The 13,136-nt window shown below is 59.6% G+C and carries 12 protein-coding genes; 6 read left to right on the top strand and 6 right to left on the bottom strand.

Going from position 1 to position 13,136, the window contains the following annotated elements; translation table 11 throughout:
• Positions 1-93 precede the first annotated feature (93 nt).
• The 3 genes from ABID58_RS07365 to ABID58_RS07355 all read right to left on the bottom strand — a co-directional run bounded on the left by ABID58_RS07365 (position 94) and on the right by ABID58_RS07355 (position 3,334).
• Complete coding sequence (locus tag ABID58_RS07365; RefSeq protein ID WP_148749221.1) at positions 94-978, bottom strand: AraC family transcriptional regulator; 885 nt, start codon at positions 976-978, stop codon at positions 94-96.
• A 430-nt stretch (positions 979-1,408) separates the two neighbouring features.
• Complete coding sequence (locus tag ABID58_RS07360) at positions 1,409-2,413, bottom strand: substrate-binding domain-containing protein (RefSeq protein WP_354032108.1); 1,005 nt, start codon at positions 2,411-2,413, stop codon at positions 1,409-1,411.
• A 51-nt stretch (positions 2,414-2,464) separates the two neighbouring features.
• Positions 2,465-3,334, bottom strand: coding sequence for an ABC transporter permease (locus ABID58_RS07355; protein WP_354032191.1), 870 nt, complete (start codon positions 3,332-3,334; stop codon positions 2,465-2,467).
• Between ABID58_RS07355 and ABID58_RS07350 the strand changes: the two genes are divergently transcribed.
• Positions 3,306-3,536, top strand: coding sequence for a hypothetical protein (locus ABID58_RS07350; protein ID WP_354032195.1), 231 nt, complete (start codon positions 3,306-3,308; stop codon positions 3,534-3,536). The genes ABID58_RS07355 and ABID58_RS07350 overlap by 29 nt on opposite strands.
• Before the next feature lie 24 nt (positions 3,537-3,560).
• Here ABID58_RS07350 and ABID58_RS07345 read toward each other — a convergent pair whose 3' ends face one another.
• From ABID58_RS07345 to iolG, 3 genes are all read right to left on the bottom strand, one after another.
• A complete protein-coding gene (locus ABID58_RS07345) occupies positions 3,561-4,301 on the bottom strand; it encodes an ATP-binding cassette domain-containing protein (RefSeq protein ID WP_354032190.1) in 741 nt (246 codons plus the stop codon).
• Between the two features lie 104 nt (positions 4,302-4,405).
• On the bottom strand, positions 4,406-5,527 hold the full coding sequence (locus ABID58_RS07340) for a Gfo/Idh/MocA family protein (RefSeq protein WP_148749162.1): 1,122 nt from the start codon (positions 5,525-5,527) through the stop codon (positions 4,406-4,408).
• A gap of 21 nt (positions 5,528-5,548) precedes the next feature.
• Entirely contained in the window at positions 5,549-6,541 is a 993-nt protein-coding gene (iolG, locus tag ABID58_RS07335) for an inositol 2-dehydrogenase (RefSeq protein ID WP_354032107.1), read from the bottom strand.
• Between the two features lie 460 nt (positions 6,542-7,001).
• On the opposite strand from iolG, the gene ABID58_RS07330 reads away from it, so the two are divergent.
• From ABID58_RS07330 to ABID58_RS07310, 5 genes are all read left to right on the top strand, one after another.
• Positions 7,002-7,949, top strand: a complete 948-nt coding sequence (locus ABID58_RS07330; protein WP_148749164.1) for a MurR/RpiR family transcriptional regulator — start codon at positions 7,002-7,004, stop codon at positions 7,947-7,949.
• A 118-nt stretch (positions 7,950-8,067) separates the two neighbouring features.
• Positions 8,068-9,909, top strand: coding sequence for a 3D-(3,5/4)-trihydroxycyclohexane-1,2-dione acylhydrolase (decyclizing) (gene iolD, locus ABID58_RS07325; RefSeq protein WP_354032106.1), 1,842 nt, complete (start codon positions 8,068-8,070; stop codon positions 9,907-9,909).
• A gap of 45 nt (positions 9,910-9,954) precedes the next feature.
• Positions 9,955-10,854 (top strand): myo-inosose-2 dehydratase, encoded by a 900-nt coding sequence (gene iolE, locus ABID58_RS07320; RefSeq protein WP_354032105.1) that lies wholly within the window; start codon positions 9,955-9,957, stop codon positions 10,852-10,854.
• Positions 10,855-10,991: 137 nt separating this feature from the next.
• Positions 10,992-11,966 (top strand): Gfo/Idh/MocA family oxidoreductase, encoded by a 975-nt coding sequence (locus ABID58_RS07315; RefSeq protein ID WP_354032104.1) that lies wholly within the window; start codon positions 10,992-10,994, stop codon positions 11,964-11,966.
• A gap of 76 nt (positions 11,967-12,042) precedes the next feature.
• Positions 12,043-13,113, top strand: coding sequence for a Gfo/Idh/MocA family protein (locus ABID58_RS07310; RefSeq protein ID WP_354032103.1), 1,071 nt, complete (start codon positions 12,043-12,045; stop codon positions 13,111-13,113).
• Positions 13,114-13,136: the final 23 nt, after the last annotated feature.

Below are 13,136 nucleotides of genomic sequence, written 5' to 3'. Positions count from 1 at the left end.
TTGGCGCAACCGGTGGAAGCCGGTCGGCCGTGATTTGTCGATGTTGCGTTCCCTCCCGCGCTTGCAGCTACGCGATTATGCCGTGGTGCTTTCTCATGCAGCTTTGGGCGCGTTGATGTTGTCGAACAGCAACCGCCGAAACTGTGATGGCGTCATTCCCTTTTCGGCGAGGAACTGTCGGTTGAAATTCGACATGTTGTTGTAGCCGACTTCATAGCAGATGCTTGCGATCGAAGCCTGCTCGTCGCTCATCAGAATTTGGCAGGCAAGATTGATGCGCAGCCGTTTGACATATTGCGTCAGCGACATGCCGGTGTGCTGGCGGAACGCACGCGAGAAGGCGCTTGTGGTCTGGCCTGCGATCTCGGCGAGATCCATCTCGCTGAACGGCTTGGTCAGATGCTTGCGGAGATAAGCGAGCGCCTTATTGATGCCCGCGGACATATAGCCGGACGGATCGGGCAGATAGCTAGCGCTGGCCAGCACGCGCGATCCCCGTGCCCGGCTCAACACGCCGGCGATCAGCATGAACAGCTCGATGCGGCGCATGCCATTGGCTTGCATCGTCTCTTCGAGCAGCGGCAACAGCCGCTGGCTGGTTTCGCTGCTGAACAGCACACCTCGCCGCGACGATTCCAGCACCGGCTGCAGCGCCGCGAGTTCCGGCAGGGCCTTGATGGCGCCGTCGATGAACTCCTCGCTGAACTGGATAATGCGGCAACGCAGCGGAATGCTGGTCCCCGGCGGAATGTCGCTGACCCAATTGTGCGGCAGATTGGGCCCGGTCAGCACGAGGTTGCCGGGCGCGAAATCGCCGATGAAATCGCCGACGAAATAGCGGCCGGTGGTTGCCGCCACCATGTGCAGCTCATATTCCGGGTGAAAATGCCATCGTACGGTGCGGAAAGGATAACCGTGCGACCAGGCGGCGAACGACTCCCCCGGCCTTATCTGGACCAGTTCAAGATCCGGCTCCATGTCCTTCCTCCCGGTCGCGGGCAAGATATCCGCAACGACCTCGTTCCCAGCTGGCCGATTTTCTTGATACCGGCTCTTGCTTGACCGCCACGGTAGGTCACGAAATAGACGCGTACCACCACATTTGGCGGCCAATCGTGATACTTTTTTGACTTGACTGACACCCCCGGATGCAAAAAGCGAGTTCACGTCTTGGCCGGCCAACACGACTGGTTTCAAGTAGAACCTGGCAACATTTTTGTGCGTACCGTCGCGGAACCCGGCGCGAAATGCGTGGGCCTGCCTGCACCACAAACGGTCATTCCGTAACCGCTAATGCGGGCGGCGGAATCCGATCCGGAGCAGCCATCGTCAGCCGATCCGGAAATTCGCCGCGACAAAACCATGGGGCCGGAGTTGCCTCCCGCCCCATCCGTCGCATTGGACAGACTTACTTGCCGATACAGGTGGCGACGGTCGCGGGCGTGCAGACATCGAGACCGGTGTAAGTCGGATCCGCAGGCGCGGGCTTGCCCGATTTCATCGCTTCCAGCGCCAACATCGTCTTGTAACCCATTTCGAACGGCCGCTGGCCGACCTGGCCGAGTGACAGGCCCTCCTTCATCTGATCGATCTGCACCGGCAGTGTGTCCGCCACCACGAGGGCAAGTGCTTTCGAGGCAATCTTGTCCTTATACGGTGCCACCGCGGCGCGGTTTGCGTCGGGAATGAACTGCGGGAAACCACCGGTCGGGATGAAGGCATCGAGTTTCGGGTTCTTCGCCATAGTGTCGGTGAACTGCTGCACAGATACCGGGAAGTCGTCATTGGTATAAAGCGGACACCCCTGAATCTCGGTCCACCCGTTCTGGCCGGTCAAGCGGTCGCCAGGAGAAGCAGCCGATTTCTTGCCCGACAATGTGTCGCGAATTCCCTGCATCCGTTCATTGTGGTTAGCGGCAGCGGCGCCGCCCGACTGGATGCACACGGTGCCGCCGTTCGGCTTGATCTGCATCGCGAGTTTGGCGAGGTTCACGCCGATCTCGTAATTGTGGGTGCCGATATAAGCAACGCGCAGGCTCTTGCTGTCAGGCAGCAGATCGGAGTCCCAGGTAAGAACGGGAATACCGGCCTGCTTGGCAGCTTGTAAGGCCACGGCGACGGCTGCGGCATTGGATGGCGATACGGCAATGCCATTCACCTTCTTGGCAATCAGATCCTGCAGGATTTGCACTTGCTCCTCGCCGCCGCCGTGCTCACCAGGGCCGATATACATGCATTCAAAGGCACCTTTTGATTCTGCTTCGGCCTTCTTGCAGCCGTCGCGGGCCTGATCGAAGAACGGGTTGTTCATGTTCTTTGGCACCAAAGCGAAGACATCCTTCGCCTGGGCGCCGGACATCGCTATCGACATCGCGCCGAAAGCGATAGCCGTGCTTAAAAGAAATCTTTTCATCTCGTTTCCTCCTCATTGACCTTCACTGATTGCCCGCAGTGAATTCGGTTTCTAACGATGCTTCTTCGGCAACAACCGCTCCAAAATTGCCGCAACGATCGCCTTGCCTCCGGTTTGCATGCCGAGAAGCACCGCTAGAATGATGAAGGCGCCGACAAATGCGCCCTGCCAATTGGAATCGATGCCCGCCATCAACAAGGCATTGCGAATGACCTCGAGAAAAGCCGAACCGATGAAAGCCCCGAAGGCAGTACCCGCCCCACCCATCAGGTTCGCCCCGCCGATCACGGTCGCCGCGATGACGCGCAGCTCGTAGCCCTGTCCCATGGCGTTGATGGCCGAGCCGTTGTAACCGAGCAGCAGAAGCGAGGCTAACGACGCGGTGAATGCGGAAAAAACATAGGCTTGAAATTTGATCCAATCGACGGGAACACCGGTGAGCCGGGCAGCCTGCTCGTTGCCACCTATTGCAAAGAGATGGCGGCCCCAGGCTTTGGAGTTGAACACGTAGCCGACGATGAGGGCGAGTCCGACCATGACCCAGAAATGCGAGGACAATTCGGGCATCCACTGCGGCGCCCAACCGGCCGGCGCGCGCAAGGGCCATTTCGCCTGACCGATGGCTCTAACGATGGGCGCGTCCGGTCCGAACTGATAGAGCATCTGGTTGGCCGAAAACACCACCGCAAGCGACCGCGCGATTGACAGCATGCCAAGTGTCACGACGAAGGAAGGCATACCGACATAGGCCACGAAAAAGCCGTTGACCGCGCCGCAAGCAATCCCGGCAATCATCCCCATCGCGAAGGCGAGATACCAGGGATAGTGCCAGGTCAGGAACAGGCCCGCGACAATCGCCACCAGGCCCATCACGGACCCTACAGAGAGGTCAATGCCGCCGGTGATGATGACCACGGTCATCCCCATCGCCATGATTCCAATCGGCGCGAAGTTGCGCGTGACGTTGGCGGCATTTTCGACGGTGCCGAAGCTCGGTTCATTGATGGCCATGATCACGACCAGCGCGATAAGCGCGATCGTCACCCAGAATGGCTGGCTCGCGAAGACACGCGCAGCGAAAGTCTGCTCCTTGTTCTCCGCAACATCTGAAATTGCGGCATGACCTGGGTCGGCCGCCTTGACGAGATCATGCTGCACGGATCGCTCCCGTAATCAGGCCGGTGATTTCCTCCGGCGAGGTCGATGTGGTTGCCTTGTCGGCCACTTTGGTACCGCGCCGCATGACAATGATGCGGTCGCTCACCGCGAACACGTCCGGCATACGATGGCTGATGAGAATAACCGCCACCCCCTGGTGCTTCAGACGGCGGATGAGCTCGAGCACCTCGGCGACCTGGCGCACCGAGATGGCGGCGGTCGGCTCGTCCATCAGGACAAGCTTCGCGTTGGAAAGCCGGGTGCGGGCGATGGCCACCGCCTGGCGCTGGCCGCCCGACATTTTCCTGACCAGATCGCGCGGCCGCGTTTCGGATTTCAGCTCGTCGAACAATTTCGCCGAGCGGTCGATCATCGCCTGCTTGTTGAGTACCCGAAAGGGCCAAAACCCCTTGTTTAGCTCGCGGCCCAGGAACACGTTCTGCGCGGCCGTGAGATTGTCCGCAAGCGCGAGATCCTGGTAGACGACCTCGATGCCCTTGGCGCGCGCCTGGATGGGCTTATGGAAATGGCAGACCTCGCCGTCGACAAGAACTTCGCCATCGGTTGGTGGAAAATTCCCGGCAATCAGCTTGACCAGAGTGGACTTGCCGGCACCATTGTCACCCATCAACCCCACGACCTCGCCGGGCTCGACCGACCAGCTGATGTCGTTGACCGCGTGAATAGCGCCAAAACTCTTCGATACGTTACGAACTTCAAGCAGAGCCACTGCAGCACCTCCCCTGTCATGCAGCTCTTCCGGCTGCTTCAAGTTCGACTATCTTATCATAGCCGGGGTCGCCCCTGGCATTCCAGCGGCAATGGTCGCCGCGTCTACTCGATCGCTTGCCACGTCCGCGATTTGGATGATCGAACCGCCGTATCGATGATCTTCTGAATTTCCCAGGCTTCGCGAAAATCCGGCCCGCGCCTCTCTCCACCAGCAATCGCTTCCAGGAATTCCGCAACCTCGATCGTCTTGAGATCGTTGAAGCCAAGTTGGTGACCCGGCGCGACGCAAAACAGCCCATAGGGATGATGCTGGGGCCCTGCCTCGATGCGCGTATAACCGCTGTGGCGTGGGTCGCCGTCGGTACGGTATTGCAGCAGCTCATTGAGGCGTTCTTGCGTATAGACAAGAGACCCCTTTGCGCCGGTCAATTCAAACCCGAGCTGCATTTTTCGTCCTGTCGCCACCCAGTTTGCTTCAATCGTTCCGCGGCATCCCCGCTCAAATCTCACGGCGAGGCGCGCAATATCATCGACTTCGACGGCGCGGCGTTCCGATGAACCGGCGCGAACGGGGCGGCTTTTGACGACGGTTTCCAAATCAGCGTCGACGTGGCTGATGGGGCCGAGAAGAAAACGGGCCATTCCGATAATATGGCTGCCGATATCGGCGATCGCACCCGCTCCACCGCTGGCATCCAGGCGCCAGTTGTAGGGAGCTTCCGGATCCGCCATGTAATCTTCGGCGTGAATGCCGCGAAAGCCGGTGATTTCTCCGAGTTCTCCGGCCGCAACCATGGAGCGGGCAAGTTTCAGGATCGGATTTTTGATGTAGTTATAACCAACTTGCGTCACGACGCCGGCTGCTTCAGCGGCCTCCATCATATCCTTTGCCGCATCGGCATTTGGCGCGATCGGCTTCTCGCAATGGACGTGCTTGCCCGCCGCTATGGCCGCGAGCGCCATTTCGCGGTGAACGGCATTTGGCGCCGTGATCGAGACGACCTCGATATCCTGGTCGTCTACGAGCGCCCGCCAATCGGTTCGCCAGCGGCGAAAACCGAATTGTTTGGCGGCCTGCTCTGCGGCTTCTCCATTGATATCTGCAACCGACTGCAGAACCGGACGCAGACTGTCCGGAAAAATGCCGGCAACGGCCCGATAGGCAAAGCTATGGGCCTTGCCCATGAAGCCGGTGCCAATGACGCCTACGCCAATATCCCGCATGTCGTCCCGATCCCATTCTGATCACACTTTGACGGCTCGGCCCGTCAGGGCGGACTCAAGAGCGCAGTCGGCCAAACGAAGCGCCTGGCGCCCGTCATGCGGGGTCGTAGGCAGTGGCGAACCGCTTTCGAGCGCATCGGCAAATTGATCGAATTCCGCCTTGTAGGCCTCGGCATATCGCTCCAGAAAGAAATTCAGGAGCGGGTCGCGCGCTTCTGTCCCGGCCTTACCCCAACGCCGGACCGTGGTCGGCCGCAGATTCTCGTTCAGCAGCATTCCAGTCGATCCAAAGATTTCCATCCGTTGATCATAGCCATAGACCGCTTCGCGGCAGCAGTTGATATGACATTGCCGACCCGAAGCCGTGCGCATCTGAACCATGAGCGTGTCGAAATCGTCGAACTCAGCCAATCCCGGATCGACAAGTCGGCTCGCCGTCGCCATGACCTCGATCGGCTCTTCGCCGAGCAGCCAGCGCGCCATGTCGAAATCGTGAATCACCATATCGCGAAAGATTCCGCCGGAGTGACGTACGTACTCGCGCGGCGGCATTCCCGGGTCCCGGCTGCTGATGATGACCTGCCGCACATCGCCGATTTCACCGTCATCGATCGATCTGCGGAGCTGTCGGGTGCTTGGATCGAAGCGGCGGTTGAATGCCACCATGACGCGGCCGTTGAGCCGCTCGACCTCAAGGACAGCAGCGTCCACTTTGGTGATGTCGAGGTCGATCGGCTTCTCGCAAAGTACGGCCTTTCCGTTCCGCACTGCATGCAGCATCAAGCTGACATGAGTATCCGTCGGCGTGCCGATGATGACGGCATCGACATCGCCTCGCTCGATCGCCGCGCCGGGATCAAGCGAGGCCTCGCAACCGAGGCGATCCGCCAACTCCTTAGCTGCAGTGCCGTATGGATCGGCAACTGTCACAAGCTTTGCCCTGGGATTTCCCGCCACGTTGGCCGCATGGATTTTCCCAATTCGCCCAGCGCCAAGAACCGCAACTCGCAACATGTAGGAAACTCCGGCCCATCCTGGGGTTGAGCGACTTCCTTCGCCAAACCCGCATTGATGCGTTGACGCAAAGGACACTGGTGTGACGCGGGTAACCTCGTCCTGCACAACGTTCCGCGGCTATTGAAGCTCAGGAGCCGACACGTTGGCGCAAGGTCGGGACGCGATGAATCTATCTGTCAGGCCTACCTCCCGTGATCGCAACCGCCTGTGCGGGTCTACTGTTCTTACAGCGAGCAAATCCGCTCTTGCGACTTCAGCGACGTTTCCTCATTTCGAATTCTGTTGTCGGCGCATTCCATACGCCCTAAACAATTATCGTTGCTTAATTCTACTTTTGCAACAATAATTTCACGATCGGCAAATGAACTTTTTTGACACTGATGAACCACGCGGATTCCGAGATACGCCAAAGAAATGATTTTCAGGCGGGTGATGGAATCGCAGGCGAGGAATGAGAATGCCAACCAAGCGCAGCGGACCAGCAGCAACAATCCCGAAAAATTATGAGGGGATCGTCAATCTGATCACTCGCGAATACCCAAACTTATCGACCGGATTTCAGCAGATCGCGAGATTCCTGACGCAGAATCCGAATGTGGTGGCACTCGAATCGATCAATGCTGTCGCCGCCAAATGCCGGACTCATCCATCGAGCCTCGTCCGCTTCGCGCAGAGCCTCGGCTACTCCGGCTTCAAACAGCTGCAATCTGTTTTTCAAACCAGACTTGCCACTGCCGCCCCCGGATTTCGGGAGCGCATCAGCGCTCTCGAAAGTGAACTTTCACGAAATAAGGACCACGGCAGTCTCGGCTATTTGCGGGATCTGGTCGTGCGCGACATGGCGGCACTTCAAGATCTTCTCGAAGTCATATCGGAAAAAACCCTCGCCGACACCGCCAAGCTGCTCGTGCAGGCGGAAACGATTTACATTGCCGGACAACTCCGATCCGAACCTATTGCATCGTTGCTCAGGTATCTTCTGACGATGCTGCGCCGCCGTGTCGTCCTTCTCGATCCTGCCGGTGGCCTGGCGCAGGAAATGGCGACGACCATGACCGACCGCGACGTCCTGATCGCAATCGCATTTCGACATTATGCAAAAGAAGTCGTCGTCATATCCGAGGTGGCCGTAGCCAACGGAACTTACATCATAGCCATTACCGACAGCCAATTGTCGCCCCTCGCAAAAGACGCCCGGACACTCTTCACGATTCCGGAGGACGAATATCTGTTCTCCAGGTCGCTCGCGGCACCGATGTGCTTGGTCCAGTGTATTGCGATGGCAACTGCCGCCCTGCTTCAGCCAGGCCGGGACTCGACGCCACGAATTCCGACGGTGACCGAGATGGCGCGCAATCGAACTGTCGCGCAAACACGGCAGCAAAGGCATTCTTCCAGGCGATGATATTGAGCGCTCCGGCGTTTTAGCAATTTATCTTGCTAAAAGCACGAAATGACAATAAATATTCCCGAATCCGAATATGCACCATCGAAGGTGATCGAGAATTTCGGGAGGAACGCGCATGTCGACGGTTCGCTGCACCATGGCGCAGGCCCTGGTTCGCTATCTGTGCAATCAGTTTACGATCATTGATGGCAGAAAGGAGATGCTTTTTCCCGGCGTCTTTGCCATTTTTGGCCATGGCAATGTCACCTGCCTGTCGGAAGCCTTGGAAGCCGTAAAAGATACCCTCCCGACCTGGCGTGGTCAGAATGAGCAATCGATGGCGCTTGCCGCCATAGGCTTCGCCAAGGCCAAACGCCGCCGCCAGATCATGGTCGCCACCTCCTCGATCGGTCCCGGCGCACTGAACATGGTAACTGCCGCCGGAGTTGCCCATTCCAACCGCCTGCCGGTCTTGCTGCTGTCCGGTGATACATTCGTCAATCGCCGCCCCGATCCGGTCATGCAACAGGTCGAGCACTTCGGTGACCCCTCGATCAACGTCAATGACGCCTTTCGTGCCGTGACGCGTTATTGGGATCGCATTACCCACCCGGAACAGATCATCTCGTCGCTGCCGCAGGCTGTCGCTGTCCTGCTCGATCCGGCGGATTGCGGCCCGGCTTTCATCGCGCTGCCGCAGGACGTGCAGGAAATGGCCTGGGACTATCCGGAAGCCTTTTTCAGACCAACCGTCCATGCCATTGCACGTCCGCGCGCCGACAAGGATCGTCTGGCTCAGGCGCTCGAGATTCTCAAGAGCGCCAAACGGCCGCTGATCATTTCAGGCGGAGGCGTGCGCTATTCCGGCGCCGAGGAAATTCTCGGCGCTTTTGCAACGGAGCATGGCATTCCGGTTGCCGAAACCATCGCGGGCAAAGGTGCGTTCACGCACCATCACCCGGCTCATATCGGTCCGATCGGCATCGTTGGCTCGACCTCGGCCAACGCTCTCGCAGCTGAAGCCGACGTCATTCTGGCTATCGGCACCCGCTTGATGGATTTTACCACGGGATCATGGACGTGCTTCGCGCCGGACGCGAAATTCGTCTCGATCAACGCTGCGCGCTTCGATGCAACCAAGCATCAAGCCCTCGCGGTGATCGGCGACGCACGCGAGACCCTTGCCGAACTGGCAGCTTCCCTCAAAGGGTGGAAGTCCGACGTCACATGGACCAATCACGGCAAATCCGAGTTTGCGAAATGGAACGCTGCACTCGATTCGTATCAAAAACCCACTAACGAACCCATTCCAACCTATGCGCAGGTGGTTGGTACCGTCAGTTCACATGCTGGCGAGCGCGACTATCTCATAGCCGCCGCCGGCGGCCTGCCCGGCGAAGTAATGAAGAACTGGCGCGTCAAAACGCCCAATACTTTCGACTGCGAATTCGGCTTCTCCTGCATGGGCTATGAAATCGCGGCTGGATGGGGCGCGGCCATGGCGGACCCAACCCGCATCCCGATCGTCATGGTGGGTGACGGTACCTACATGATGATGAACTCGGATATCTATTCAACCGTTCTCACCGGCCACAAGATCATCGTGATCGTTTGCGACAATGGCGGCTATGCCGTGATCAATCGCCTGCAGAACGGCAAGGGCGGCGCAAGCTTCAACAACCTGATCAAGGATTGCCGCGTCAAGCAACCGTTCGCCGTGGACTTTGCCAAACACGCCGAATCCATGGGAGCGCTCGTGCGGAAGGTCGAAAGCCTCGCCGATCTCGGTGCTGCCATGGATTGGGCCTTGGGCACCGATCGTACCACGGTGTTGACCATCGTCTCCGACGCTTTCACCTGGACGCCCGGCGATGCCTGGTGGGATGTCGGCGTGCCGCAAGTCAGCGCCCGCGAGGACGTTCTCGAGGCCTCGAAGGGCCAACTGGACGGCCGCAAAAAACAGCGTGTCGGCGTTTAGCGCCGTTTGCGCAAGTGACAAGCGGTTAAACTCCCGGAGACTCCTATGAAGGCGAAATTGGGTATCGCTCCGATCGCGTGGTGGAATGACGACCTGGAGGAGCTGAGCGATGATGTTTCGCTCGAAGAATGTCTGCGTCAGGCGAGCGAGGCCGGTTTCACCGGCATGGAGACGGGCCGCCGTTTTCCGATGGACGCGAACGTGCTTGGCCCCGTCCTGAAAGCCCACAGAATGAAGGTATGCGGCGGCTGGTTCTCCGGTCTGTTGCTCGATGGCGATTTGGAACAGGAAAAGCAACGCGTCACCGAGCAAATGGCGTTGTTCAAGGCTGTCAACGCCCCCTGCATCGTTTACGGCGAATGCGCACGTACTGTTCAGGGCGATCGTTCGAGGCCTCTGGCAACGAAGCCCAAGCTTTCGGAGGACGAAATCAAGGTCTATGCCCACAAGATGACGAAGTTTGGCGAATGGTGCGCCGAGCAGGGCATGCCGCTATCCTATCACCACCATATGGCCGCTGTGATCGAGACCGAGCCGGAACTCGACATGTTCATGAGACATTCCGGCGAAGGCATCCCGCTGCTGTTTGATGCAGGCCACATGGCTTTTGCTGGCGGCGACGTCATGCGCGTCATCGACAAGCACCACAAGCGCATCACGCATGTTCACACCAAGGATGTGCGCATGGATGTGATCGACAAGCTCGACCGCACCAGAGAGAGTTTTCTCGACGCGGTCGTCAAGGGCGCCTTCACGGTGCCTGGCGACGGCTCGCTTGACTTCGCCTCCATCGTCGGACGACTGGCCTCCTATGGCTATGAGGGCTGGTTCGTCGTCGAGGCCGAGCAGGATCCGAAGATCAATCCACCGCTCGCAATGGCAAAAAAAGGACACGCGGAGCTGGTGCGCGTAATGGCCTTGGCTGGCTATGAGGTCGTTCGATGAATCGCTTGGGTCGTAGGGTGCGCATGATCGCCGCGTGAGGCGGGGTCTCATCACGGCGCTCGCCCGGGAGAACGACTGCGAGCCGATCGAACGCATCCGGAAGGCGTTGGACCGCGGAAGCCTAAAGGAGCAAGGAAATGGGCGTTGGTGTAGGTGTCATTGGAACGGGCGTGATGGGTTCGGAACATGCGCGTCTTGTCAGCCGCGAGATCCCCGGCGCGCATCTGGCGGGGGTCTTCGACGCCGACGCCGCCCGCGCGCAAGCGGCCGCGGCGGGCGCCACTGTCTTTCCTGACCCTCGATCTCTGATCGCCTCAGACCGCATTGAAGCGGTGATCGTCGCATCGCCGGACGGGACGCATGCGGAGATGACCTTGGCCTGCCTGGAGGCGGGCAAGCCCGTCCTGTGCGAAAAGCCGCTGGCCTTCTCCGCGGCGGAAGCCCTGCGCGTGGTTCAGACTGAAGTCGCATTGAAGCGCAGGCTGATCCAGGTCGGCTATATGCGGCGGTTTGATCCCGGCTATCAGGAGATGAAGCGGATAAAGGACGAAGGCGCTGTGGGCGCAACCGTCTTGCTGCACAACGTCCACCGAAACGTCAGCGCGCCGGAGTGGTTTACCGGACCGATGGCGGTGACGAATTCATTCGTGCACGAGATCGACATCAGCCGATGGCTGACCGGATCGGAAATGGTCTCGGCTCATGTCGCCAGCGGGCCCGGCGGCGAACCGCTGATGATCACGATGCGGACCGACCGCGACGAGATCGTGTCGACCGAGGTCAATATCAACGCCGCCTACGGCTATCATGTCCATGCCGAACTGGTGGGTCGGGAAGGAACGGTCGCGCTGGCTCTGCCCTCGCTCACGATGCGCAACAAGGACCGCATTGGCGGAGTCTCCTATCCCGGCAATTGGATTCCGCGCTTTGGCGACGCCTATCGCAGGCAATTGACCGACTGGATTGGCGCGGTGACGACAGAAATTCCGGTCGGGGCAAGCGCCTGGGACGGCTACATGGCCTCGGCCATCGCCGAGCAGATCGCAGCAGGTCTAACCGAGAACCATGCGACGACGTTGAAATACCCGTCACGTCCCTCGTTGTACGACTGAACCCATACGCCAAGCCACAGGCGAGACGTTTCATCCCCTTTCAGGCGTTCCATCGGCGACATCAGGGAGAGAATTGATGATCAATTATGCCGTCGTCGGCGCCGGCTGGATTTCGCAGCAAGCGTTCCTGCCCGGCGTGGTTCAGTCCGGAAATTCGCGGGTTACGGCCATCGTGACCGGCGACCACGCCAAGGCAGCGCGCCTCGCGGACTTTTACGGCATTGGCACGGTTGTCGGCTATGACGGCTACGACGCCCTGATCGCCAGCCCCGGGATCGACGCGGTCTACATCGCCCTGCCGAACCACATGCATGCCGATTACGCCATTCGGGCCGCACGCGCCGGCAAGCACGTCATGGTCGAGAAGCCGCTCGCCGTGAGCGAGGACGAAGCGCTTGCCATGATCGCCGCGGCGCGCAGCGCCAACGTGTTTCTGATGACCGCGTACCGGCTGCACCACGAACCGGGAACCGTCGCCGTTCTCGAACACATCCGCGCCAACGCCATCGGCCGACCGCTGTTCTTTCAGTCGGTGTTCAGCTTCCAGACGTCTCTGGGGAATCATCGGTTGCAAGCGACGGCCTGGGGTGGCCCGCTTCAGGACGTCGGCGTCTATTGCATCAACGCCGCCCGTCACATCTTTGCGGAAGAGCCGATCGAAGCCATAGCGACGGCGCACCGGCCGGTCGACGACCCGCGCTTTGGCGAGGTGGACGCCTCGGTGGCTGCAACGCTGCGATTTCCCTCGGGCGGCCTCGCACAATTCGTCGCCAGCTTCGCGGCAGCGGCGGTCGACAATTATCGGGTCGTGGGAACGACGGGCGACCTGGAGCTCGATCCTGGCTTCAGATTCGAGACTGCGACACGGCTGCGGCTGCGCAGTGACGGAAAGATCGCCGAGACGCGGTTTCCGCAAATCGATCATTTTGGCGCGCAGGTCGCGTATTTCTCGGACTGCATCAGATCGGGAACGCCGCCTGAAGCGGATGGCGACGAGGGCTTGGCGGACATGCGCGCACTGCTCGCCATTCAACGGGCCGCTTCAACCGGGGTACCGCAAGCGATTTCGGCTCAACCGCGCTCTCGCCACCCGACCCCCGACATGGTGCGGCTTACTCCCGTAACTGATCGTCGCCTCGTTGTCTGATTGCTACGGCCGGTTACCAAATC

It is taken from the genome of Bradyrhizobium sp. S3.2.6, from assembly GCF_040546885.1.
Classification (GTDB): domain Bacteria; phylum Pseudomonadota; class Alphaproteobacteria; order Rhizobiales; family Xanthobacteraceae; genus Bradyrhizobium; species Bradyrhizobium cytisi.
Note: the sequence above shows the minus strand (reverse complement) of the source record. Positions and strands in the feature narration are given on the sequence as shown.

Coding starts and splice junctions, on each gene's coding strand:
- ABID58_RS07365 (WP_148749221.1), bottom strand. CDS start 978: ATGGAGCCGGATCTTGAACTGGTCCAGATAAGGCCGGGGGAGTCGTTC.
- ABID58_RS07360 (WP_354032108.1), bottom strand. CDS start 2,413: ATGAAAAGATTTCTTTTAAGCACGGCTATCGCTTTCGGCGCGATGTCG.
- ABID58_RS07350 (WP_354032195.1), top strand. CDS start 3,306: ATGCCGCCGGTGATGATGACCACGGTCATCCCCATCGCCATGATTCCA.
- ABID58_RS07355 (WP_354032191.1), bottom strand. CDS start 3,334: ATGACCGTGGTCATCATCACCGGCGGCATTGACCTCTCTGTAGGGTCC.
- ABID58_RS07340 (WP_148749162.1), bottom strand. CDS start 5,527: ATGCGGGATATTGGCGTAGGCGTCATTGGCACCGGCTTCATGGGCAAG.
- iolG (WP_354032107.1), bottom strand. CDS start 6,541: ATGTTGCGAGTTGCGGTTCTTGGCGCTGGGCGAATTGGGAAAATCCAT.
- ABID58_RS07330 (WP_148749164.1), top strand. CDS start 7,002: ATGCCAACCAAGCGCAGCGGACCAGCAGCAACAATCCCGAAAAATTAT.
- iolD (WP_354032106.1), top strand. CDS start 8,068: ATGTCGACGGTTCGCTGCACCATGGCGCAGGCCCTGGTTCGCTATCTG.
- iolE (WP_354032105.1), top strand. CDS start 9,955: ATGAAGGCGAAATTGGGTATCGCTCCGATCGCGTGGTGGAATGACGAC.
- ABID58_RS07315 (WP_354032104.1), top strand. CDS start 10,992: ATGGGCGTTGGTGTAGGTGTCATTGGAACGGGCGTGATGGGTTCGGAA.
- ABID58_RS07310 (WP_354032103.1), top strand. CDS start 12,043: ATGATCAATTATGCCGTCGTCGGCGCCGGCTGGATTTCGCAGCAAGCG.